The following is a 21,741-nucleotide window of genomic DNA, read 5'->3' as shown; positions in this document are numbered from 1 at the left end:
CGGTGGTACCGATTCAGCCACCCGGAGTCAGTCCGCCCGGCGAACGGAGTACGCATTGTCGACGCGAGTGGTTCGCGCGTGCTTCGGCGTGTGGACGCTGGTCATCACCAGCGTCTACTACGCCTTCCCGGACGCCCACCTGTACAGCTGGGCGGCCCTGGGATATTCCGCCGCACTCGCGGTGCTTGCCGGGGTGTGGATGCACAAGCCCCGCCGCAAACTGCCGTGGGTTCTGATCAGCCTGGGCATCGCGTGTTTCACCACCGGTGACAGCTGGTACAACCTGGTGCTGGCGCGGGGTGGCCAGCCCGGTTTCCCGGGCCTGGCGGACTTCTTCTACCTGGCGGTCTACCCGCTGCTGACGGCCGGCCTGCTGATGCTGGTGCGGGCCCGTAACGGCGGCGGCGCGAACCGGGCGGCGCTGCTGGACGCGCTGGTGCCGACGGTCGGCCTGGGCCTGCTGGCCTGGGTGTACTGGATCGCCCCGTTCACCCGGGCCGACCACCTGTCGATGATCGAGAAGCTGGTCTCGATCGGCTACCCGCTCGGTGACGTGCTGGTGCTGGCCGTGATCCTGCGGATGTTCACCGGCTCGGGCAAGAACCTGGGCGCGGTCGGCCCACTCGGGGTGGCGCTGGTCGGCCTGCTGGTGTCCGACGTCTTCTACGGCCAGTCGCAGCTGAGCCAGGCCTGGAACCTGGGTGGCCCGGTCGACCTGGGCTGGGTCGTCTTCTACTCGGCGATGGGTTTCGCCGCACTGCGCCCGGAGATGCGGGAGCTGTCCGAGCCGGTCACCGGCGTCGACACCGGCATCGACAGCCAGCGGCTGTTCTGGCTGAGTTCGGCCGCCCTGACCGCGCCGGCCGTCCTGGCCCTGGAGTACATGCAGGGCCGGGAGGTGGAGATCGAGCGCGGTGGCGTGGTCGACGCCCCGGTGATCGCGGCCGCCGCGGCGACCATGTTCCTGATGGTCCTGGTCCGGGTCGCGGACCTGGCCCGGTCGCAGCGGCAGGCCAGCAGCCTGGAGCGGGCGCTGCGCGAGGCCAGCGCGGGTCTGTTCGCCGCCAGCACCGAGCGTGAGGTGTTCAAGGCGGTCGAGGCCGGCGTGGCCCGTCTGATGCCGCCCGGCCAGGCCTTCCACCTGCACCTCCCGGAGCCCGTGCAGGCGCACGGTTCGGTCGAGTCGGCGATCCGCGTGATCCCCACTTCCCAGCTGCCGGAGGGCCTGCGGTCCGGCGGCTACCTGAACGTCCTGTACGCCACCCACGCGTTGTCCGGCGATCGGGCACTGCGGCTGGCGATCGGCGCCCCGGACCGGGTGCTGCGCCTGCTGACCCCGGCGTTCGAGGCTCTGGGACAGCAGATCGTCGTGGTCCTGGAGCGGATCGCGCTGACCGCCGAGGTCAGCCGCGCCGAGGGTGAGGCCTGGTTCCGGACGCTGATCCAGAGCGCCGCCGACGTGATCTTCATCGTCAACCCCAACGGCACCATCCGGTACGCGACCCCGTCCGCGGAGCCGCTGTTCGGGACCGACCCCACCGGCACCGAGCTGTCCTCGTTGATCGCCGAGAGTTCGCACTCGGCGCTGCGCGAGGTTCTGGCGCGGGTGCGTGCCGGGGCCGGCGACATGGACGACATCGAGCTGACCGCGGTCCGGACCGGCGGCCGTACCGTGGAGATCGAGTGCGATCTGCGCGACCTACGGGCCGACCCGACGGTGGCCGGGCTGGTCATGACGTTGCGGGACGTGACCGAGCGGCGTGGCCTGGAGAAGGACCTGACCCACCAGGCGTTCCACGACGCGCTGACCGGGCTGGCCAACCGGGTGCTGTTCCGGGACCGGCTGGAGCAGGCGTTCAGCGTGGCGCAGCGCGACGGCGCCACCCTGGGTGTGCTCTTCGTCGACCTGGACGACTTCAAGGAGGTCAACGACACCCTCGGGCACGCGGTCGGCGACCAGCTGCTGCTGCACGTGGCGGAGCGGATCACCGAGATCATCGGTGCCGGCAGCACCGCGGCCCGGATGGGTGGCGACGAGTTCGCCGTCCTGGTCGAGCAGAGCGACTCGGTGGACGCCGCCGAGCGGGTGGCCGCCGCGCTGGTGGAGGCTCTGGCCGGACCGGTCGAGGTGCCGGACGGCACCGGTGGCACGCACGTGGTCAGCGCCCGGTCCAGTGTCGGGGTCGCCACCAACCGGGACGCCGGCAACGCCACCGAGCTGCTGCGGCACGCCGACCTGGCGCTCTACCTGGCCAAGGGCAACGGCAAGGGTGGCTGGCAGCGGTACCAGAGCGACCTGCACACCGCGATGATGCAGCGCCTGGAGATGCGCACGGCGCTGTACGAGGCGATCGAGCAGGAGCAGTTCGTGCTCCAGTTCCAGCCGATCGTGGAGCTGATCGACCAGAAGATCACCGGCGTGGAGGCGCTGGTCCGCTGGCAGCACCCGGTGCGCGGGCTGCTCGGCCCGTACCACTTCGTGGAGGCGGCCGAGGAGAGCGGCGCGATCGTCGGCATCGGCAACTGGGTGCTGCGGGAGGCGCTGCGCCAGTTCGCGCAGTGGAAGACCGAACACCTGGACACCACGCTGCGGTACGTCAGTGTCAACGTGTCGGTACGCCAGTTCCGGGCCGCCGGTTTCGCCGATCAGGTGCGCGACGCGCTGGCCGCGAGTGGCGCCCGGCCGGAGTGGCTGCTGCTGGAGATCACCGAGAGCCTGGTGCTCAAGGACGCCGACCGGGTGCTCGCCGAGTTGAAGGCGCTGCGCGAGATCGGTGTGCGGATCGCGATCGACGACTTCGGTACGGGTTACTCGTCGCTGAGCTACCTGCGGCAGATGCCGGTCGACGTGCTGAAGCTGGACAAGTCGTTCATCGACGACATCCTGCACAGCCGTCAGCAGCACGCGCTCGTCGACGCGATCGTCACCCTGTCGCACAACCTCGACCTGGCCGTGGTGGCCGAGGGTATCGAGGAGGCCGGCCAGCGGGCGGCTCTGGACGCGATGGGCTGCCGGTACGGGCAGGGATACCACTTCGCCAAGCCGCTGTGGCCCGGCGACGTGCCGGCCATGGCCGAGCAGTACGAGCCGTATCCCGCCACCGACCGTGACGAAACCCGACAGACGAACGGCCGAGTGGTTCGACCGATATCTACTGGCGCTGACGGCCGGTAACGGGCAGTGTCCAGGGTGTGCTGACCAACCCCGTGTGGGCCGCCCTCTCCGGGCCGCAGGCGTGTTTCGCCGAGGCCGCGGGCAACGCCGCCCGATACCTGCCCGAGATCGCCCCGTTCGCCGCCCTCAGTGACCCGGCCGACCCGTCCGCCTGGCGGGACCTGGCCACCATCACCGACTTCGCGATCGTCACCGGCCCGTCCGTCATCCCGCTCGCCGGGTGGCGGACGGAGTCGGTGACACCCGGAGTCCAGATGATCGGCCAGAGCATGTCCGGGGTGGACGACCCGGACACGGTCGTCCTCACCGAGAAGGACGTGCCCGAGATGCTGGAGCTGGTGGCCCGCGCCAAGCCCGGCCCGTTCCTCAAGCGCACCGTCGACCTGGGGCGTTACCTCGGCATCCGCGACTCCGGCGGCAAGCTGGTCGCGATGGCCGGCGAGCGGTTCCGGATGCCCGGGTGGACCGAGGTGAGCGCCGTCTGCACCGACCCGGAGTGGCGTGGCAAGGGGCTCGCCGCCCGGCTCACCCTGGCGGTGGCGTCCGGCATCCTGGCCCGCGGCGAGCTGCCGTTCCTGCACGCGGTGCACGACAACGACAACGCCATCCGGTTGTACGGGCGGCTCGGGTTCACCCACAACGCCGACGTCGTGTTCGGGGCGTACCGGATCTGAGCCCGGTTTTCTTGAAGCCGGACCATCGCCATCGGCCCGGCGGTCGCGGGGACACCCGGTCCCGGGACCACCTCGCGGGTGGCCACGGGACCGTTCCGGTAGGCGTACGTCAAAGTTGTCCGTGGTTGGGGGGTTGTTCGCCGGCCAGTTCGAACGCGGCGATGTGGGCGTATTTGTAGTCGACCGGGTCGTGCACGCTGTGCGTGCGCGCGTTGCGCCAGTGCCGGTCCAGGTCGTACTTCGCGGCCGCCGAGCTGGTGCCGCACAGGGTGAACAGCTCCGACGACACCTCCAGCGCGACCTCGGTGCCGAACGCCTTCGCCGCGGCCACCGCGAGTGAGCCACGCGCCGCCGCGTCCGCGTCGGCCGGGATCAACCCCACTTCCGCCTGGGTACGCGCGGACCCGTCGAGCAGTGCCTCAGCAGCGCGGACCCGGGTGGCGAGACGCCCGTACCGATGCCTGACGTGCGGATCGTCGGTGGCCACCGTGGCGCCCCGGCGCACCGCCTCGGTCGACGGCCGGGCCTTGTCACGCAGGTAGCGGCGGGCGTCGCGCAGCGCGGCGCCGGCGATGCCCACCTCGATCGCGGTGTGCACCAGCTGAGCCCGCGCGCCGAGCTGCTGCGGCACCTCGAAGGCGCTCGACCAGTCGATCCGCAGCCCCGGCTCGACCGGAACCCCGGTGAACGTGGCGGTGCCGGAGATGGTCGCCCGCTGCCCGATCATGTCCCAGTCGGTGTCGACGGTGATCCCGTCCGCGTCCCGCGGCACCACGGCGAGGACCACCCGGCCGTCCTCGTCGAGCGCGCTGACCGCGATCCAGGCGCTGGTCAGGGCACCCGTCGTATAGTACTTGACGCCGTCCAGCCGGCCCTCGGTGATCCGCGTCCGCAAGTCCTGCGCGTGTCTCCCACCGCGCTCGGCAAGCCCGTTCCCCAGCCGTCTGCCGGCCAGCACGTCCCCGAGGATCCGCTTCCGGGCCTCGGCCCCACCGTGCACGGTGATCGCGTCGACCATCAGGAAATGCCCCTGCGGAATCTGAGCGATCGCCGGATCCGCCATGGCCAGAATCCGGGTCACCTCAGCCAGGGTGCGGGGCCCCAGCCCCGGCCCACCATCGTCTGCGGAGACGGTGATCCCGAGCAGCCCCGACGCGTCGAGCGCCCCCACCGCCTCGTGCGGGACGACGTCGGCCCCGTCCCGGTCACGCTGGATCGCCCCCGCTTCGAGCAGGTCGGCGAGCTGATGGGCGACGCTGATCGCCGCGTCGTGGTTCTGCGGTACGGCCATCCGCCGATCCTATGTTCCTCAACTAGCCCGCCGGACACCCGATCAACAGCCTCGTGTGGCTTGCCGACCCCCTCCGAACGCGCTGCCTCCGGACCCGTTTCACCAGGTCCGCACGCCGCTCCCCGACAGCGATCGTCGTAGTCGACCTGAACGGCGACGTCGACGCCCGTCTCCGCGCCGCGTTCACGCAGGTGCTGCGCCGCTGCGCGCCGCCGTCGTCCCACCAGGTCCGGCTCTCCGCCTCCGGGTTCGCGCTGCTCCTGCCCGAGATCAACACCCCGGACGCGGCGTACGAGGTGGCCGGCCGATTGGCCGCGTCCCTGGGCCCGATCCTGCTCGACGGCCGCCTGGTGACCCTGGCCGCGGCGATCGGCGTGGCAGCGACCCCACCGGCCGGCCTGTCCCACGACGCCTTGCTGGACCGAGCCACCCGGGCCATGCAGAAGGCGAAATCCCAGGGCCCCGACACCCGCTGGGCCATCTGGCAGGACGCCCCACCTGCTCCCTCGGAGACCGGCCGGGCAGCCTGATCAGCGCAAAGTCGCAAGTCTGACAGCATTGAACCAGATATCGTGTCAGGTCGATACTCTCCGTCGACTGCCTCAGTCGTTGGAGGACACGTGAGCCTGGACGACCCGACCGATCAGATGCGCTGGTACATCGGTCTCGCCGCGATATTCTTCGCGATCGCGCCGATCGGCGGGATGGCCCTGGTGGCTTCCGGCAGCGAGGCCGGCAACGCCTGGGTGCCGGTGCTCGTCGGCGCACCGATCAACCTGGCCGGCGTCGTGTTCGCCGTTCTGAGCATGACCACCCGAGTCCCACGGGCTGCCTCCATCCGACTGGCCACGGCGTGCGCCCTGGTCCTGCTCGGCGACACAGCGCTGTACGGCATCAACGCCCTGATCTCCTGACCTGACGGGGAGGCTCGATGTCCACGCTACGAGTACATCCACCCGGCCTCGACGGCTACGCCGCACTACTGAGCAGGGCTCAAGAGGACTCCCAGACCTGTCAGCGCTACGCCGGCCAGTGGATACCGGAGATCTCGCCCGTCGAGGGCGGGATCATCAACCCGCTCGTCTACGAACACATCGCGGTTCAACAGCGGCTGGCCGCGATGCTGACGAAGGTGTCGGCTCTCCTCGACGGTTCCCGCGGTGGTGTCAGCGCCGCCTCCACCGCCTACCAGGAGGAGACTCAGCAGGCCGCCGCCGATCTGGATGCGGCTTACCCCGAGGTGCAACGACCGATCGCGGGTGTCGTCTGATGCCGTACAGCGATTTCGCCGAGCCCGCGCAGCGACTGATGACTCCCGAACCACACAGCACCGACATCCTCGGGCAGCCGTTCAGCAACATCACTGTGGCACTGGACTGGCTGAGCCTCTCACACATGATCAACGAGCTGGTCAAACAGACGACAGGCCAGGATGTTTTCGGCGACGCCGCGATGGCACTGAGCGGTGACTGGGAATCGGTGTGGCGATCCGCCGGAGCCCTGCGCAACCTGGCTGCGGCATTTCAGGACATCGGCAGCAACGTCACCAAAGGCAATCTGGAGTTGGACGGCGACTGGGACGGAAACGCCGCCGACGCTGCTTTTGTGTACTTCAGCGATCTGGGATCAGCCCTCAGCGAGCAGTACGGACCACTGATGCGACTCGCGGAAGCCTACGAGACGGCCGCCGAAGGCACCTATCGACTTCAGGAGGGCGTGTCCGGGATCCTCAAGGACCTGATGGACAGCGCGGCGATCGCCGTGATCGCGGCCTCCGCCGGGACAGCGGCGATCGAGACCGGTGTCGGATTCGTCACCGGCTGGGCCATCGCAGCATACGAGGCGCATCGGATCATCGAACTCACCAACGACGCGCGGAAACTCATCGCGACAGCATCAGCGCTGGTGAACGGTATCTCAGGAACGATTCAATCGGCTGCCGCGGACGTCAACGTCATGGTCGAGCAGTTACCGGGCGCCCCGTACGCACATCCCGGAGAAGCGCGATGAACGGACGTGAGCAGATCGTCGAGCGGTTGCTCCTGCACCTTCAGCGTGAAGCAGACGATCCCCGGCTTCGGGAACTGGCGGGTGACGTTCTGGGAGGCCGGGTCGGGCTGACCGAAGCGGTCGCCTCGGCGGCGTACGCCGAGGCGACCGCGGATGTGGTGGATGCCTACCGCCGGTGGTGCTCGGTCCCGGGCCCCGGGGAACGCGACGAGCAGGCTCTCCGGGCGGAGGCCGTCATCCGGCGGCTGGACCAGGAACCGGACCGGGCGTTCTAGAAACCGATTACGTTGTGCGGGCGGTACGGGGCCTCCAGCGTGGCGATCTCGGCGTCGGTGAGTTTCAGGTCGACCGCGGCCACCGCGTCGTCGATGTGGGACTGCTTGGAGGCTCCGATGATGGGGGCGGTCACGGCCTGCTTCGAGAGCAGCCAGGACAGGGCGACCCGGGCCGGGGACGTGTCGCGGGACTTGGCCACGTCGGCTACCACGTCGGCGACGGCGAAGTCCTCCTCGTTGGACAGGCGGGCCATCATCTGGTCGGTCTTCGCGCGGACCGACTCGGCGGCGCGGCCCCGGGCCAGGACGCCGCGGGCCAGCGGGCTCCACGGGATGACGCCGACGCCGGAGTCGAGGCAGAACGGCAGCATCTCCCGTTCCTCCTCGCGGTAGGTGAGGTTGTACTGCGGCTGCATCGACACGAACCTCGTCCAGCCGTTGAGTGCAGCGGTGTACTGCATCTTCGCGAACTGCCACGTGTACATGCTCGACGCGCCGATGTAGCGGGCCTTGCCGGCCTTCACCACGTCGTGCAGCGCCTCCATGGTCTCCTCGATCGGGGTGGCCCGGTCGAAGCGGTGGATCTGGTAGAGGTCGACGTGGTCGGTGCCGAGCCGGCGCAGCGACGCGTCGATCGAGGCCATGATGTGTTTGCGGGACAGGCCGCCGTCGTTGGGGCCGCCGGCCATCGGGAAGAAGACCTTGGTCGCGAGCACGTAGTCGTCGCGGTTCGCGAAGTGGGACCGCAGGAGCCGCCCGGTGATCTCCTCGCTGGCACCGACCGAGTACATGTCGGCCGTATCGAAGAAGGTGATGCCCTGGTCGACGGCCTGCCGCACGATCGGGGTGGCGGCCTGCTCGTCGATCACCCAGTCCCGCCACGTCGTCGAACCGTAGGTCATCATCCCGAGACAGATCCGGGAGACCTTGAGTCCTGTCCCGCCCAGCCGCACATATTCCATGTCCCGCACCCTATCGTTGTGCCCCATGCGTGCGCCCCATGCCGATCTGACCTCCGCCGGCGGCATCTTCTCCCTGGTCCGGGACGGGCGGGCGGCGTCCCGTGCGGAGCTGTCCCGGCTGACCGGGCTGGCGCCGTCCACGGTGGCGCTGCGGATCGACGAGCTGATCCGGCACGGCTATCTGACCGAGTCGGGTCAGGGCCCGTCGCAGGGCGGGCGGCGGCCACGGCGGCTCGGTCTGGCGTACGACAACCGGTTGATCGCCGGTGTTGATCTGGGCGCCCGGCACGCGACCCTGCGGGTGTACGACCTGGCGGGCACGCGGGTTTCCGGGCGGGACATCGTGGTGGACATCGGGATCTCCCCGGAGTCGGTGTTGCGGACGGTGTTTCAGCAGCTCAGTGCGATGAATCCGGGGCGGGAGCTGGCCGGGATCGGGCTGGCGGTGCCGGGGCCGGTGCGGACGGTGGACCGGCGGGTGGTGTCGCCGTCGCGGATGCCGGGCTGGAACGGGGTGGATCCGGCGGCGATCCTGGCCGGGATCTCCGGGGTGCCGGTGCGGACCGAGAACGACGCGAACGCGATGGCGGTGGGCGAGTTCGTGGCGACCGGGCGTACCGCCGCGCATCTGATCCTGGTGAAGGTGGGGGCGAGCATCGGCACCGGGATCATCGCCTCCGGCACGCTGCACCGGGGCTCGCGCGGGATCGCCGGGGACGTCAGCCACACCCGGGTCACCGACGACGGCGGGCTATGTTCGTGCGGGCGGACCGGGTGCCTGGACACGGTGGCCGGCGGCCGGTCGATGGTGCTGGCGTTGCAGGCGGCCGGCGAGGCGGTGTCGGACGTGGCGGACGTGGTGCGGCTGGCCCGGGACGCGCATCCGCTGGCGTCGCGGCTGCTGCGGGAGGCGGGGCAGCGGACCGGGGTGGTGCTGGCGACGCTCGTCGGGTTCTTCAACCCGGAGCGGCTGGTGCTGGCCGGGAGCCTGTCGTCGAGTGACGTGTTCGTGGCGGCGGTGCGGTCGGCCGTCTACGACCAGTGCCTGCCGGTGTCGACGGAGGGGCTGGAGATCGGGGCGTCGTCGGCCGGGCCGGACATCGGGGCGCGGGGTGTGGCCGCCCTGGTGATCGACGAGCTGCTGGATCCGCAGCAGATCGACGAGAAGGTCCGCTTACTTCGATAATCGAATACAAGAATCGAACTAACTTCGATTCTTGTAGCAATACCTGTTACGCGCTTACGATCTCCTCGTCCACGAAGGACCGTTGGAAGAGGGATGGCCATGCGTAAATGGGGATCGGCTCTCACCGCACTCGTGATGACTCTCGGCGTCGGCGCCTGCTCGTCCGGCGGCTCCTCGGACGGAAAGACCACAGTCGTCTGGAACATGTGGTCCGGCGACACCGAGTCCGAGCAGAAACTGAAAGAGCAGATGGCCGTCGCGCAGGCCGCCGTCGGTGCGGACATCACCATCGAGCTGCGGACCGCCCCGTGGGCCGATTTCTTCACCAAACTGAACGCCAACATGGCCTCCGGCAAACTCGCCTGCGTCACCGCCATGAACGGGCAGCGCCTCACCGACTACACCGCCGCGTTCGAGCCGCTCACCGACGCCGATCTGACCACCATGGGGATCTCCCGGGCCGACTACAACCCGGGCGCGCTGAGTGTGATGGAGAACGACGGAAAGCTCTACGGATTGCCGTACGACACGGCGACCATGTTCCTTTTCTACAACGCCGATCTGTTCACGAAGGCCGGAGTCACGCCGCCCACCAACAGCTGGACCATCGCGGACTTCGAGACCGCCGCGAAGACGATCACCGAGAAGACCGGGGTCAAGGGCTTCGCCGTCTCGCTCGACGAATTCCAGTGGTTGTCGCTGCCGATGGCCCGGGCCGGAAAGCAGCCTGTCAACGAGAGCGGAAAACTGGCGCTGACCGATCCGGCGTTCGTGGACGCCGCCACCTGGTACGGCGATCTGGTCACCGGGCAGAAGGTGTCCGAGGCGGTGCCGTCGGCGTCGGAGACCGGCTGGGAGGTCACCCAGTTCCAGAACGGAAAAGCCGCGATGATCATCGACGGGACCTGGCAGGCCGCCACCTACACCGCCGACGAACTGCCGTTCGACGGTGGCGCGGTCCGGCTGCCGTCCGGCACTGCCGGGCCGTTCGGGGTGGCGCTCGGCTCCGGCTACGGCATCGCCAAGAACTGCGAGGACAAGGACGCCGCGCTCAAGGTGCTCGGCGCGCTGGCCGGTAGGGCGGGCGAGGATCTGATCGCGAAGCAGGGCAACCATCCGGCGCAGACCGGCAGCCAGGAGGGCTATTTCGCGTCGCTGCCGGACGGCAAACGGGAGATGCTGACCGCGGCTTTCCGGGCCGGGTTCCAGGGCGCCTCGGCGCAGCGGGTCACCGCCGAATGGACCCAGGTCGCCACCGCGATGCCGAACGAACTGGTCACCGTCTACACCGGCCAGGGATCGATGGCGGACGCGCTCGGCAACCTGCAGACGAAGTTCGGCAAATGACGGCGGAGTGGTTCGCGCACGATCGGTTCGGGCTGTTCGTGCACTTCGGGTTGTACAGCGTGGCGGCCCGGCACGAATGGGTGCAGAACTACGAGGAGATTCCGGCTGCTGAATACGCCCGGTATGCCGAGTTCTTCGACCCGGATCTGTTCGATGCCCGAGCGATCGCGAGAGCGGCCAAGGAGGCGGGTCAGCGGTATGCCGTTCTGACCGCCAAGCATCACGAGGGTTTCTGCCTGTGGGATACCGCGACTACTGATTTCAAATCGTCGCGGGATCTGGTCGCGGAATACGTCGCCGCGATGAGGGAAGAGGGGCTCAAGGTCGGCCTCTACTATTCGCTGCTCGACTGGCATCACCCGGATTATCCGATCGACAAGCACCACCCGATGCGCAAAAATTCCGAAAAAAGGGACATCGGTGCCTACCGGCCTTACCTTCACGCGCAAGTAAAAGAACTGCTCACCGCATACGGGCAGATCGACTACCTGTTCTTCGACTTCACCGACGAGCCCGGCAGTGGTGGCACGACCCCCGGGGACTGGGACGCGGAGACCCTGATGGCGATGTGCCGCGAACTCCAGCCCGGCATGATCGTCAACGACCGGCTCGGCATCCCCGGCGACCTGGTCACCCCCGAGCAGTATCAGCCGGTCCGTCCGTTTCCCGGGCTCTGGGAGGCGTGCCAGACCGTCAACGGCAGCTGGGGTTATCACCGTGACAACCTCAACGTCAAAACCGCCGATCTGCTCGTACGCATGCTGGCGGGCTCCGTGGCTCTCGGTGGAAACCTGCTGCTCAACGTGGGCCCGACCGGTCGCGGCGAGATCGCTCCGACGGACGCGGCACTGTTGGCGGAGGTCGGCGAGTGGATGCGCCGGCACTCCCCCGCGATCCACGGCGCCGGCCCGCCGGAGTTCACGGCACCGTCGGGTGTGACGTACACGCAACGGGGTGATCGTCTTTATGCCCATCTTTTCGACTGGCCGTTCGGCCTGTTGCACCTGCCGGGGCTCGCGGGCAGGGTGCGGTTCGCCAGGCTGCTGAACGACGGCTCGGAGATCCGCTTCTCCGAGATCCCCGCTGGTCAGCAGGCGTTCAACCTGAATCCGGCCGCCCCGGAGCCGGGCACGCTGACCCTCAGCCTCCCGGTGCGGAAACCGGATGTGGCGCTACCCGTCATCGAGCTGTACCTATGAAAAACCGGGAACGCTGGCACGCGCTCGGTTTCATCAGTCCCGCGCTGGCCGGTCTGAGCGTGTTCACCGCGCTGCCGGTCGCACTGGCCGTGATCATGAGCCTGTTCGACTGGCCGATCTTCGGCGATCGCGAGTTCACCGGCCTGGGCAATTACCGGACGCTGCTCACCGAGTCACCGGATTTCTGGCCGGCGCTGCGCAATTCGATCCTCTTCACGGTCCTCTACGTGCCGGCCAACCTGACCGTAGCCCTGGTCCTGGCCCTGCTGCTGGGCCCGCGGCTGCGCGGCCGGGCCGTCTTCCGGGTGCTGTTCTTCATCCCGGTGGTCACCCCGATGGTCGCGAACGCGCTGGTCTGGAAGCTGGTGCTGCAACCGGAAGGCCTGCTCAACGGCCTGGCCGGCGAGTGGTTCGGGATCACCCTGCCGAGTTTCCTGGCCGACCGGAACTGGGCGATGATCGCGATCGTCGTGATGAGCGTGTGGGCCGGCATGGGCTATAACATGCTGGTCCTGACCGCCGCGCTGGAACAGCTGCCCACGTCGGTGCTGGAGGCGGCCCGGATGGACGGCGCGCAGGGCCGGCACCTGCTGTGGCGGGTGACGCTGCCGCTGATCTCCCCGGCGATCTTCTTCGCCGCGGTCATGACGATCATCGGATCGCTGCAGGTCTTCGCCCAGCCGCAACTGCTCACCGGTGGTGGACCGGGCAACAGCACCATTCCGCTGGTCATGTTCATCTACGACACCGGATTCAAGTTCCAGGACCTGGGACTGGCCTCGGCCGCCGCGTGGCTGCTGTTCGTTTTGATCATCGGCATCACCGCGCTGCAGTTCCGGGCGCAGCGGAGGTGGGTGCATTATGAGCACTAGCGGCCGGTGGCGATCGTTCGTCGCGCACGGCACGGCGGTGGTCGCCGCTCTCCTATTCATCACCCCTTTGGTGTACGCCTTCTTCTCGGCGCTGAAACCGTCCCGCGAGGTGCTGCTCGCGCCGCCGGCACTGATCGGTTCCGAGGTGCGGTGGGGCAATTTCGCCGAGGTCTTCACGTTCGCACCGTTCACCACGTACATCATCAATTCCTTTCTGGTGTCCTCAGCCGGTGTGCTGGTGGTGTTGTTCGTGTCGGCGACCGCCGGTTACGCGTTCGCCCGGCTGCGCTGGCGCGGGCGGGACGTGGTGTTCGTGCTGTTCCTCGGCACCCTGATGGTGCCGCAGGAGGTGCTGGTCATCCCGATGTTCGTGGTGATGCAGTGGTTCGGCTGGGTCGACTCGTACCCGGCGCTGATCTTTCCGTGGGCGTTCACCGCGTTCGGCACGTTCCTGATGCGGCAGTTCTTCCGGGGCATTCCCTACGAACTGGAGGAAGCGGCCCGGGTGGACGGCGCCGGGCCGGTCCGCGCGTTCACCCGGATCGTGCTGCCGTTGGCCGGGCCGGCGCTCGCGGTGCTGGCCGTCTTCACCTTCCTGAACTACTGGAACAGCTATCTGTGGCCACTGATCGCGGTCAACGACTACGCCACACTCGGCACCCTGCCGATCGGGCTGGCGAGCTTCTCCAGCCAGACCGGCACCCGGTGGGATCTGCAGATGGCCGCCTCGGTGATCTCGATGATCCCGACGACGATCCTGGTGATCGCACTGCAACGACATCTGGTCAAGGGAATCGCCACGTCAGGCCTGGGGGGACGATGAGAATCGCGATCGCCGGAATGCACATCGAATCCAGCGCGTACGCCGCTCATCGGGCCGGTTACCGGGACTTCTCCGTTCTCTCCGGATCAGCGGTCCTGTCGCGATACGACTTCCTGGACCCGGCGGCCGAGTGGATCGGGATCCTCCACGCCCGGTCCATCCCCGGCGGGAAAGTGCTGCGCGAGGTGTACGACGACTTCAAGCAGCGCATCCTGGACGGGCTACGAAACGCCGGGCCGATCGACGGGCTGTACTTCGACATCCACGGGGCGATGAGCGTCGACGGCATGGACGACGCCGAGGGTGACCTGATCACCGCGATCCGCGCCGTGATCGGGCCGGACGTGCTGGTCTCCGCCCCGATGGACCTGCACGGCAACGTGTCGGAACGGTTCGCCCGCGCCGTCGAACTGCCCACCTGCTACCGGCTCGCGCCGCACGAGGACGCCGGGGAGACCCGCGAACGCGCCGCCCGCAACCTGGTCGCGTACCTCGCCTCCGGCAAGCGCCCGCATCGGGCCTGGGTGCGGGTGCCGATCCTGCTGCCGGGTGAGAAGACCTCGACGCGGGTCGAACCCGCGAGGAGCCTCTACGGGTCGCTGTCGGCGGTCGAGGCCAGGGCGGGCGTCACCGACGCGTCGATCTGGATCGGGTACGCCTGGGCGGACGAGCCGCGGTGCCATGCCACCGTGATCGTCACCGGGGACTCGCCGGAGGTGGTCGCCGCCTCGGCGTCCGAGCTGGCCCGGCGGTTGTGGTCCGCGCGGGCCTCGTTCGATTTCGTCGGGCCGCCGGGGACTCTCGACGAGGCGATATCCCGGGCGCTCGCCTCGTCCACCCGTCCGTATCTGATCAGCGACTCGGGGGACAATCCGGGCGCGGGTGGTAGTGGGGACGTCACCTGGGTGTTGCACCGGTTGCTCGCGTCCTCCGATCGCTTTGCCGGGCATGTCGTCTACGTGGCGTCGATTTTCGACGAGGCTGCCGTCGAGGTGCTCTTCGGTCACCGGGTCGGCGACGCGGTGTCGGTGACCGCCGGGGCCCGGGTCGACTCCCGGGTCAGCGGACCGGTGCAGATCACCGGGGTCCTGCACGGGCTGCATCACGGCGATCCCGACGCCGGGCGCATCGCGGTGATCAAGGTGGGTGGGCTGCACGTGATCGTCACCGAGTTCCGCAAGGCGTACCACCGGACCGGCGACTTCTCGGCGATCGGCCTGGATCCGGCCGCCGCCGACATCATCATCACCAAGATCGGATACCTGGAGCCCACCCTGTACGACATCGCGACCGGCTGGACCCTGGCCCTGACCCCCGGCCCGGTGGACCAGGACCTGGAGCGCCTCGGCCACCACCGGATCAACCGCCCGATGTTCCCGTTCGACGTTTTCCCCGCAACCCCCGACCTGACGGCGACGATGCTGTCATGACCACTTTCGAACTGGCCGTCCAGGACGAGCACGGCATCGACGTCGCCAACCGCCTGGCCGCCGACCGCCTCGAACTGTGCAGCGCCCTCCCGCTGGGTGGTGTGACGCCGTCCCTGGGCCTGATCGAAGCCGCCGTCGCCGCCCGTTCCCCTTCTTCCTCCTCCGACGTCCGTCTTCCTGACGCTGCCACCGCCACCCGGCCGGGTGGCGTGCCGGTGCACGTCCTGGTCAGGCCGCGGCCGGGCGGGTTCGAGTACACGCCGGCCGAGGTCGCCACCACGGTCCGCGACGTGCGGCACGCCGTCGCGGCGGGCGCCGCCGGGGTGGTGATCGGTGGTCTGCGTGACGGCCACATCGACTCGGCGCTGGTGGACCGGGTGGTGGCCGCCGCCGACGGTGCCGAGGTCACCTTCCATCGCGCGTTCGACCTGCTGGCCGACCCGATCCGGGGCATCGAGGAGCTGATCGGCCTGGGTGTCCGCCGGATCCTGACCGCCGGGTGCCCGACCGTGGTCGCCGACGGCCTGCCCGGCCTGCGCCACCTGGTGACCGCCGCGTCCGGCCGGGTGGAGATCCAGGCCGGCGGCGGTGTCAGCCCCGCCCTGATCCCGGCCCTGCTGGCCACCGGTGTCCCGGCCGTGCACGCCTCCGCCAAGACGGTCGTCCCGGACAGCGGCACCCTGACCCTGGGCAGCGCCGCCACCGGCCCGGACGCGGGCCGCGAGACCACCGACGAGCGGACCGCCCTACGGCTGATCGAGGCCCTACGAACAGCCGGATCCCGCCCATGACCCCCCTCGGCCACTCGGCCCCCGGCACCCACGACCTCCCGGCCCCACCGCACGCCGGCCACCAACGGACAACGCGGTCCTCGGCCGGCCCTGATCCGGTGGCCGGCCGGACGCTGCTCGGTATCGACTACGGCGGAACGTCCAGCAAACTGCTCCTGGCACGCGTGGACGGGGACGGGTTCGCCCTGGTCCGGTCGCATCGCATCGTCACCCCGCGCAGCCTTCCCGCCCTGGCAGCGTCGATCCGCGTCTTCCTCGGCCCGGACCGTCCCGTGGCCCTCGGCACCACCGTGCCCGGACTCCTCGACGAGACCACCGGAACCGTTCTGGCCAGCACCAACGTCCCCTGGCTGACCGGCCTGAACCCGGCCCACGAACTCTCCGCCGCCCTCGGCATCCCCGCGGTGGCAGTCCACGACGGCAACGCGGCCGCCGCCGCCGAGGCGGCCCTGGGCGCGGGCCGGGAAAGTGACGACCTGTTCGTCCTGGCCCTGGGAACCGGAATCGCCGGCGCCCACATAGTCGACGGCGAACTACGCCGCGGCGCCCACGGCGCGGCCGGCGAGGTGGGCCACATGGCCTCCGGCCAGGGCCGCCTGTGCAGCTGCGGCCAACGGGGTTGCCTGGAATCCGCCATCGGCGGCACCCAACTGGCCACCCGCTGGTCCGAGTCCCGAGCCGCCCGCCCCTCCCCACCCACCACCACTTCCCCACCCACCACCGCCCCCAGCCTTGATGCCACCGCTCCCGGCCCAGGTCCCGACTCCTCGTCGAGAGCCGAAAGCGCCCCAGCCGCTGCCAGGACGGGCACCGAGGACGCCCATGCCGTGGTCGAGGCGAATGCCGAAGGCGCCCAGGCCGTGGTCGAGGCGGGCACCCAGGGTGCCCGGGCGGTGGTTGAGACGAGTGCCGAGGGCGCCCGGGCGGTGGTCGAGGCCGCGTCCGCGGGTGACCCGGCGGCTATCACCCTGCTCGACGAGGTGACCACCACCCTGAGTCACAGCCTGCTCGGGATCGTCGCCCTCATCGACCCGGGCCTGATCGTGATCGGCGGTGGCCTGGCCGAATCCCGCACCTGGATCCTCGACCCGGTGGTGCGCAAGACCGCCCAGAACGCGACCTTCCACCAGCTCCCCCCGATCGTCCCGGCCGAACTCGGCATCTGGGCCGGAGCCTGGGGCGCGGTCCTGGCCGCCCACGCCGCGACCCCGACATCCCACTGACCCTCACCCGCGCCATTCCCCTGGCCCGCCGCCCCGCCGCCTCTCACTCCTTTGCCCTCCTCAGGCCCAGCACTCCGCCGCCCCTGGCCCGGCGCCCCTTTCTCCCCGCGCCGACCAGGCGTTCCGTCGTCCATTCGCAGCCGGAACGCCGCCCCGCCGGGTTGTGAACGGGCTGTTTCCGGCGTGGGTTTGTTCTTGTTTGTTCGGACACGAGAAATTCACGGCGATCATCATCTTGAGACGTTCGATTCCCGTAGATCTGTGATGTCCGAATCGGACGACCTACAAGGAGCCGTTGATGCGCCTCTTCCCCCGATCCCTCACTCCCCGCGCTCTCGTGGCCGGGCTCTCCGCCGGTGTTCTCGCGCTCGGCCTGCTGGCTTCCCCGGCCCAGGCCGCGCCGACCGGCATCCCGTCGAAGGCGACCGCCCAGACGTACCTGAACTCGCTGACGGTGGCCGCCGAGGCCAACGCCGGAACGTACGACCGCGATCTCTTCCCGCACTGGATCACCATCAGCGGGACCTGCAACACCCGCGAGACCGTCCTGAAGCGGGACGGGACGAACGTGGTGACGAGTTCGGCATGTGCCGCCACCTCCGGTTCCTGGTACTCGCCGTACGACGGTGCGACCTGGACCGCCGCCAGTGACGTCGACATCGATCACGTGGTGCCGCTGGCCGAGGCGTGGCGTTCCGGCGCCAGCGCCTGGACCACCAGCAAGCGGCAGAGTTTCGCCAACGACCTGACCCGCCCGCAGCTGATCGCGGTCACCGACAACGTGAACCAGTCGAAGAGCGACCAGGACCCGTCGACGTGGCAGCCGTCGGTCACCTCGTACCGGTGCACGTACGCCAAGATGTGGATCGCGGTGAAGTACTACTGGGCGCTGAACCTCCAGTCGTCCGAGAAGACCGCCCTGCAGACGTCCCTCAACACCTGCAGCAGCTAGTACGCGGCGTATTCCCGGCTGCTCCGAGCGGCCGGGAGTACCGCCACCAGTTGGATCAGCGCTGCCGCGGCCATCGCCAGCCACACCCCGTACAGGCCGAAATGGTGTGAAAGAAGCCAGGCCAGGGCGGTCTGCGTGATCATCCCGGCGAGCGTGATCATCATCAGCCGGGAGCCACGGCCGGTGCCGGTCAGGTATCCGCCGAGGACGATCACCACCGCGATCGGCACCAGGTAACCGCCGATGGCACGCAGGAAGCTCACGCCCGCCGCGACGACCGGCGGGTCGGTGGTGAACAGTCGCATCAGCGGATCGGCCAGGATGGCGAAGAGCAGCGCGGATCCGGTCCCGGCGACGAGCGCGGCGGTCACTGCCCGGCGTGCCAAGCCCCTTTCTCCGCCGGTACGCGCGGCCAGGATCGTGGTGGCGTTGCGTAACGCGTAGAACCCCATCGTGGCCAGGTACAACACTTTGACGCCGATCCCGTACGCGGCGATCTGGGTGACCCCGAACCGGCCGACCACCGCGACCACCGCCAGCGCCCCGCCCATGCGCAGCAGGAAGTCCCCGGCGATCGGCGTTCCGGCGGCCGCGACCTCCCGCACCGACGCCGGGCCGGCGCCCCGGAGTCCGCGCCGGCGCAGCAGGGTCAGCCCGGTGAGCAGCGCGATCGTCCGGCCGATCAGGGTGGCCAGGGCAGCGCCGGTCACGCCCAGTCCGGCGCCGTAGATCAGGATCGGGTCGAGGACCAGCAGCAGCCCGTTGGCGGTCAGGGCGAGGCGCATCGGGGTGCGGGTGTCGCCGTGGCCCGCGAAGATCCCGTCGACGACCGACTGCGCGTAGAACACGACGAGTCCCGGGAACAGGATCGTCAGGAAGTCGACGGCCAGGTCCGCCGCGTGCGGGTCGGGCAGCAGCAGAGCGGCGAGTGGTTCGCGCAGCAGCAGGCCGGCGGCGACGACGGCCGGGGTGAGCAGGGCGTAGAGGATCCAGCCGGCCCGGATCGCGGTCGCCGCCGCGGCGCCGGATCGTCCGGCGATCACCACCGTCAGCCCGCCGTGGATCAGCAGGACCAGTCCGAGCAGCACGTTCTCGACGCTGGTGGCGACGGCGACCGCGGCGGCCGGGGCGGAACCGAGGCGGGCGATCCAGGCCACGTCGATGACGCCGGCGATCACCCCGGAGAGCAGGGCCAGGTAGTTGGGCAGGGCGAGTTTCAGCAACACCGTATACCTCTTTTCGATGTACCTCTCATCGAGGCAATAGGCTACCGGCATGCTGGCGCTGGCGATCCAGGGATTTCTCTACGAGGAACCGCTGCACGGATATGAGCTGAAAGAACGCATCCGCGCCCTCACCGGGCACGTGCGGGCGGTCAGCGACGGCGCCCTCTACCCCGCGATCACCCGGCTGGAGACGGCCGGGCTCCTCGAACGGCGCACCGAACCCGGCGCCGCCGCGGCACCCCGGCAGACCCTGTCCCTCACCGACGGCGGGCGGGCCGAACTCCTGCGCCGGCTGCGCGAACCGACCGAGGTGGAGATCACCGACCGGAACCGGTGGTTCACCGTCCTCGCGTTCCTGCGCCACCTGCCGTCACCCGGCGAGCAGGCGGCGGTGCTGCGGCGACGGCTCGCGTTCCTCGACGCGCCCGCCACCTTCTTCAGCCGGGGCGGCGAACGACTCCGCGCGGCCGACGTCGACGACCCGTTCCGGCAGGGCATGTTCGAGATCGCGCGGGCCACCAGCCGGGCGGAACGGGACTGGCTCACCCGTACCATCGCCGGACTTTGACCTTTTCGATCCCTTTCAGGTGGCCGGCCCGCTCGACGCCAGGGTGACGGCGACGCGGTCCAGGATCCCGGCGGCGCCGGTGACCGACCCGTTGATGATCACCGCGAAGACCAGCGCGCGGCCGTCGGCGGCGGTGACGTAGCCGGAGAGGGCGTCCACCCCGGTCAGCGTGCCGGTCTTGGCCAGCACGGCCCCCGCGGCCGGAGTGCCCCGCATCCGGTTACGCAGCGTGCCGCCGACCATCGGATCCGGGTCACCGGCGACCGGCAGGGCCGTCCGGAACGCCGGGAACCAGGCCCGTCCGCGCACCGCCCGCAACAGCGTGGTCACCTGACGGACGGTCACCCAGTTGCGCCGGCTCAACCCGGAACCGTCACCCATGGTGAGCAGCCGGGTGTCGACACCGAGCCGCGCGAGCGCCGCGGTAGCCGCCGCCAAACCGGTCGGCCAGCTGCCGGGTTTTCCCGGGGCCGCGACCCGGGACATGGCTTTGACCAGGATTTCGGCGTGCCCGTTGTGGGAGAACTTCAGAAATGGACGAACGATCTCGGACAGCGGCGGCGAGACGAGAGCGGCCACGTTGCGGGCCTCCGCGGGGACCACCCCTTTGCGGGTACGCCCGTCAATGGTCACGCCGTGTCGCCGCAACGCCGCGCGGAAGATACCGGCAGCCGTGGCCGTGGGGTCGGGCACCGACACCATCGCCGTCCCCGAGCGCCCCGCCGCCACCGCACCACTCACGGTGACGTCGGCGGTGCCGTGCACCCGAACGGCGTCGACCGAGTCCCCCGCCCCACCGGTGACGGCCCGGTTGACCACACGCACGCTGTCCGTAGGAGGCCACACGGTGACGACGGGCCGCCGCCCGGCAACCCCGCGGTACCGGATCTCTACGGCCCCCGTCCCGAACCGCGGCCCAGCGGCGAAGGTGAGCCCCGAGACGGGAGCCGTGTAGTCATAGGACTCGTCTTCCCAGGACCAGTCCAGCCCGAGCGGAACCCGATCGAACCAGGAGTCGTCAGCGATCAGCCGCCCGGCGAACCGCGTGGTCCCACCTCGGGCCACAAGCCCGGCAAGCTGGTCATACCGCTGATAGGTCATCGTCGGATCCCCACGCCCTTGCAGGTAGAGATCACCCCCAGACACCCGAACCGAAAGTCCGAAACCGATAGTCGCTCCCGAGAACATCCAGAGCAGCAGCCGCGGTGAACAACTTCTGATTGGAGGCAGGCACCACCCGAAGCCGAGGGTTCCGCTGATAAAGGACACCCCCACTCCCAGCGTCCCGGACATCCACCGCAACCGTGGCCCCCGCAAGCCCCCCACTCCCCAGAACCCGATCCAGCGCACCCCCAAGCCCAGTCTCGAGCCCAGCTTCAAGCCCAGCCCTTACAGACCCCGGCCCACGCCCAACCCTCGCGGACGCCGGCCCACGCCCGGCCCCAGTGGGCTCTGCCCCGCACCCGGCTCCCGCGAACCCCGGCCCACGCCCGCCCCTCCCAAGCGCAGCCCCGCACCCGACTCCTGAGAACGTCGGCCCACGCCCGACCCCCGCAAGTTTCGGCCCACGCCCGGCCCCTGCAAGCGCAGCTTCGTGCTTCGCTCGCGCGAACACCGCCTCAGACCCGGCCCCCACGAACGGCGACCCATGCTCGGCCATCACGAACGCCAACTCACGCCCGGCCCTCGCGAACGCCGGTTCGTGCCTGGCCCTCGCGAACGCCGGTTCGCGCCCGG

22 protein-coding genes are annotated in these 21,741 nt (G+C 69.6%); 17 read left to right on the top strand and 5 right to left on the bottom strand.

The window, feature by feature from the left end:
* Positions 1 to 67 precede the first annotated feature (67 nt).
* Both Aco03nite_RS04270 and Aco03nite_RS04265 read left to right on the top strand, forming a co-directional pair.
* Complete coding sequence (locus tag Aco03nite_RS04270; RefSeq protein WP_239144905.1) at positions 68 to 3,175, top strand: putative bifunctional diguanylate cyclase/phosphodiesterase; 3,108 nt, start codon at positions 68 to 70, stop codon at positions 3,173 to 3,175.
* A gap of 17 nt (positions 3,176 to 3,192) precedes the next feature.
* Positions 3,193 to 3,849: a GNAT family N-acetyltransferase gene (locus Aco03nite_RS04265; protein ID WP_203793263.1), complete on the top strand. Its 657-nt coding sequence runs from the start codon at positions 3,193 to 3,195 to the stop codon at positions 3,847 to 3,849.
* Positions 3,850 to 3,958: 109 nt separating this feature from the next.
* Here Aco03nite_RS04265 and Aco03nite_RS04260 read toward each other — a convergent pair whose 3' ends face one another.
* A complete protein-coding gene (locus tag Aco03nite_RS04260) occupies positions 3,959 to 5,140 on the bottom strand; it encodes an acyl-CoA dehydrogenase family protein (RefSeq protein WP_203793262.1) in 1,182 nt (393 codons plus the stop codon).
* Between the two features lie 53 nt (positions 5,141 to 5,193).
* On the opposite strand from Aco03nite_RS04260, the gene Aco03nite_RS04255 reads away from it, so the two are divergent.
* The 5 genes from Aco03nite_RS04255 to Aco03nite_RS04235 all read left to right on the top strand — a co-directional run bounded on the left by Aco03nite_RS04255 (position 5,194) and on the right by Aco03nite_RS04235 (position 7,425).
* Entirely contained in the window at positions 5,194 to 5,670 is a 477-nt protein-coding gene (locus Aco03nite_RS04255; protein ID WP_203793261.1) for a diguanylate cyclase domain-containing protein, read from the top strand.
* A gap of 90 nt (positions 5,671 to 5,760) precedes the next feature.
* Positions 5,761 to 6,054: a hypothetical protein gene (locus tag Aco03nite_RS04250; RefSeq protein ID WP_203793260.1), complete on the top strand. Its 294-nt coding sequence runs from the start codon at positions 5,761 to 5,763 to the stop codon at positions 6,052 to 6,054.
* Between the two features lie 17 nt (positions 6,055 to 6,071).
* Entirely contained in the window at positions 6,072 to 6,410 is a 339-nt protein-coding gene (locus Aco03nite_RS04245) for a hypothetical protein (RefSeq protein WP_203793259.1), read from the top strand.
* Positions 6,410 to 7,150: a hypothetical protein gene (locus tag Aco03nite_RS04240; RefSeq protein ID WP_203793258.1), complete on the top strand. Its 741-nt coding sequence runs from the start codon at positions 6,410 to 6,412 to the stop codon at positions 7,148 to 7,150. Before Aco03nite_RS04245 ends, Aco03nite_RS04240 begins: the two co-directional genes overlap by 1 nt.
* Entirely contained in the window at positions 7,147 to 7,425 is a 279-nt protein-coding gene (locus Aco03nite_RS04235; protein WP_203793257.1) for a hypothetical protein, read from the top strand. Before Aco03nite_RS04240 ends, Aco03nite_RS04235 begins: the two co-directional genes overlap by 4 nt.
* Here Aco03nite_RS04235 and Aco03nite_RS04230 read toward each other — a convergent pair.
* Positions 7,422 to 8,387 carry an aldo/keto reductase gene (locus Aco03nite_RS04230; protein WP_203793256.1) on the bottom strand — a complete coding sequence of 322 codons (966 nt, stop codon included), beginning with the start codon at positions 8,385 to 8,387 and terminating at the stop codon, positions 7,422 to 7,424. The genes Aco03nite_RS04235 and Aco03nite_RS04230 overlap by 4 nt on opposite strands.
* 25 nt (positions 8,388 to 8,412) lie before the next feature.
* Here Aco03nite_RS04230 and Aco03nite_RS04225 point away from each other — a divergent pair, with 25 nt between their 5' ends.
* The 9 genes from Aco03nite_RS04225 to Aco03nite_RS04185 all read left to right on the top strand — a co-directional run bounded on the left by Aco03nite_RS04225 (position 8,413) and on the right by Aco03nite_RS04185 (position 18,210).
* Positions 8,413 to 9,573 carry an ROK family transcriptional regulator gene (locus tag Aco03nite_RS04225; RefSeq protein ID WP_203793255.1) on the top strand — a complete coding sequence of 387 codons (1,161 nt, stop codon included), beginning with the start codon at positions 8,413 to 8,415 and terminating at the stop codon, positions 9,571 to 9,573.
* Between the two features lie 99 nt (positions 9,574 to 9,672).
* Positions 9,673 to 10,920 (top strand): ABC transporter substrate-binding protein, encoded by a 1,248-nt coding sequence (locus tag Aco03nite_RS04220; RefSeq protein WP_203793254.1) that lies wholly within the window; start codon positions 9,673 to 9,675, stop codon positions 10,918 to 10,920.
* Entirely contained in the window at positions 10,812 to 12,119 is a 1,308-nt protein-coding gene (locus Aco03nite_RS04215) for an alpha-L-fucosidase (RefSeq protein ID WP_203793253.1), read from the top strand. The genes Aco03nite_RS04220 and Aco03nite_RS04215 overlap by 109 nt, the downstream gene beginning before the upstream one ends.
* Complete coding sequence (locus tag Aco03nite_RS04210; protein ID WP_203793252.1) at positions 12,116 to 12,991, top strand: carbohydrate ABC transporter permease; 876 nt, start codon at positions 12,116 to 12,118, stop codon at positions 12,989 to 12,991. Before Aco03nite_RS04215 ends, Aco03nite_RS04210 begins: the two co-directional genes overlap by 4 nt.
* Positions 12,981 to 13,814 carry a carbohydrate ABC transporter permease gene (locus Aco03nite_RS04205; RefSeq protein ID WP_203793251.1) on the top strand — a complete coding sequence of 278 codons (834 nt, stop codon included), beginning with the start codon at positions 12,981 to 12,983 and terminating at the stop codon, positions 13,812 to 13,814. The genes Aco03nite_RS04210 and Aco03nite_RS04205 overlap by 11 nt, the downstream gene beginning before the upstream one ends.
* Positions 13,811 to 15,244: a M81 family metallopeptidase gene (locus Aco03nite_RS04200; protein WP_203793250.1), complete on the top strand. Its 1,434-nt coding sequence runs from the start codon at positions 13,811 to 13,813 to the stop codon at positions 15,242 to 15,244. Before Aco03nite_RS04205 ends, Aco03nite_RS04200 begins: the two co-directional genes overlap by 4 nt.
* On the top strand, positions 15,241 to 16,035 hold the full coding sequence (locus tag Aco03nite_RS04195; protein WP_203793249.1) for a copper homeostasis protein CutC: 795 nt from the start codon (positions 15,241 to 15,243) through the stop codon (positions 16,033 to 16,035). The genes Aco03nite_RS04200 and Aco03nite_RS04195 overlap by 4 nt, the downstream gene beginning before the upstream one ends.
* A complete protein-coding gene (locus tag Aco03nite_RS04190; RefSeq protein ID WP_203793248.1) occupies positions 16,032 to 17,258 on the top strand; it encodes an ROK family protein in 1,227 nt (408 codons plus the stop codon). Before Aco03nite_RS04195 ends, Aco03nite_RS04190 begins: the two co-directional genes overlap by 4 nt.
* Positions 17,259 to 17,556: 298 nt before the next feature.
* The gene (locus Aco03nite_RS04185; protein ID WP_203793247.1) at positions 17,557 to 18,210 is read left to right on the top strand and encodes an HNH endonuclease family protein; all 654 of its coding nucleotides are present in this window, start codon (positions 17,557 to 17,559) and stop codon (positions 18,208 to 18,210) included.
* On the opposite strand, the gene Aco03nite_RS04180 is transcribed toward Aco03nite_RS04185, so the two are convergent.
* The gene (locus Aco03nite_RS04180; RefSeq protein WP_203793246.1) at positions 18,207 to 19,436 is read right to left on the bottom strand and encodes an MATE family efflux transporter; all 1,230 of its coding nucleotides are present in this window, start codon (positions 19,434 to 19,436) and stop codon (positions 18,207 to 18,209) included. The two genes, Aco03nite_RS04185 and Aco03nite_RS04180, sit on opposite strands and share 4 nt — an antisense overlap.
* Before the next feature lie 49 nt (positions 19,437 to 19,485).
* Here Aco03nite_RS04180 and Aco03nite_RS04175 point away from each other — a divergent pair, with 49 nt between their 5' ends.
* On the top strand, positions 19,486 to 20,004 hold the full coding sequence (locus Aco03nite_RS04175; protein ID WP_203793245.1) for a PadR family transcriptional regulator: 519 nt from the start codon (positions 19,486 to 19,488) through the stop codon (positions 20,002 to 20,004).
* Between the two features lie 15 nt (positions 20,005 to 20,019).
* Here Aco03nite_RS04175 and dacB read toward each other — a convergent pair whose 3' ends face one another.
* Entirely contained in the window at positions 20,020 to 21,192 is a 1,173-nt protein-coding gene (dacB, locus tag Aco03nite_RS04170) for a D-alanyl-D-alanine carboxypeptidase/D-alanyl-D-alanine endopeptidase (protein WP_275415815.1), read from the bottom strand.
* A complete protein-coding gene (locus tag Aco03nite_RS54630; protein WP_373872568.1) occupies positions 21,137 to 21,664 on the bottom strand; it encodes a D-alanyl-D-alanine carboxypeptidase in 528 nt (175 codons plus the stop codon). The genes dacB and Aco03nite_RS54630 overlap by 56 nt, the downstream gene beginning before the upstream one ends.
* Positions 21,665 to 21,741 lie beyond the last annotated feature (77 nt).

This window comes from Actinoplanes couchii, from assembly GCF_016862075.1.
Taxonomy (GTDB): domain Bacteria; phylum Actinomycetota; class Actinomycetes; order Mycobacteriales; family Micromonosporaceae; genus Actinoplanes; species Actinoplanes couchii.
This window is presented reverse-complemented; position numbering and strand designations above follow the sequence as displayed.

What these genes read in the sequence shown, in the direction of transcription:
- Aco03nite_RS04260 (WP_203793262.1), bottom strand. Translation starts at nt 5,140, where the DNA reads ATGGCCGTACCGCAGAACCACGACGCGGCGATCAGCGTCGCCCATCAG.
- Aco03nite_RS04245 (WP_203793259.1), top strand. Translation starts at nt 6,072, where the DNA reads ATGTCCACGCTACGAGTACATCCACCCGGCCTCGACGGCTACGCCGCA.
- Aco03nite_RS04240 (WP_203793258.1), top strand. Translation starts at nt 6,410, where the DNA reads ATGCCGTACAGCGATTTCGCCGAGCCCGCGCAGCGACTGATGACTCCC.
- Aco03nite_RS04235 (WP_203793257.1), top strand. Translation starts at nt 7,147, where the DNA reads ATGAACGGACGTGAGCAGATCGTCGAGCGGTTGCTCCTGCACCTTCAG.
- Aco03nite_RS04230 (WP_203793256.1), bottom strand. Translation starts at nt 8,387, where the DNA reads ATGGAATATGTGCGGCTGGGCGGGACAGGACTCAAGGTCTCCCGGATC.
- Aco03nite_RS04225 (WP_203793255.1), top strand. Translation starts at nt 8,413, where the DNA reads ATGCGTGCGCCCCATGCCGATCTGACCTCCGCCGGCGGCATCTTCTCC.
- Aco03nite_RS04220 (WP_203793254.1), top strand. Translation starts at nt 9,673, where the DNA reads ATGCGTAAATGGGGATCGGCTCTCACCGCACTCGTGATGACTCTCGGC.
- Aco03nite_RS04215 (WP_203793253.1), top strand. Translation starts at nt 10,812, where the DNA reads ATGGACCCAGGTCGCCACCGCGATGCCGAACGAACTGGTCACCGTCTA.
- Aco03nite_RS04210 (WP_203793252.1), top strand. Translation starts at nt 12,116, where the DNA reads ATGAAAAACCGGGAACGCTGGCACGCGCTCGGTTTCATCAGTCCCGCG.
- Aco03nite_RS04205 (WP_203793251.1), top strand. Translation starts at nt 12,981, where the DNA reads ATGAGCACTAGCGGCCGGTGGCGATCGTTCGTCGCGCACGGCACGGCG.
- Aco03nite_RS04200 (WP_203793250.1), top strand. Translation starts at nt 13,811, where the DNA reads ATGAGAATCGCGATCGCCGGAATGCACATCGAATCCAGCGCGTACGCC.
- Aco03nite_RS04195 (WP_203793249.1), top strand. Translation starts at nt 15,241, where the DNA reads ATGACCACTTTCGAACTGGCCGTCCAGGACGAGCACGGCATCGACGTC.
- Aco03nite_RS04190 (WP_203793248.1), top strand. Translation starts at nt 16,032, where the DNA reads ATGACCCCCCTCGGCCACTCGGCCCCCGGCACCCACGACCTCCCGGCC.
- Aco03nite_RS04185 (WP_203793247.1), top strand. Translation starts at nt 17,557, where the DNA reads ATGCGCCTCTTCCCCCGATCCCTCACTCCCCGCGCTCTCGTGGCCGGG.
- Aco03nite_RS04175 (WP_203793245.1), top strand. Translation starts at nt 19,486, where the DNA reads ATGCTGGCGCTGGCGATCCAGGGATTTCTCTACGAGGAACCGCTGCAC.
- dacB (WP_275415815.1), bottom strand. Translation starts at nt 21,192, where the DNA reads ATGTTCTCGGGAGCGACTATCGGTTTCGGACTTTCGGTTCGGGTGTCT.
- Aco03nite_RS54630 (WP_373872568.1), bottom strand. Translation starts at nt 21,664, where the DNA reads ATGGCCGAGCATGGGTCGCCGTTCGTGGGGGCCGGGTCTGAGGCGGTG.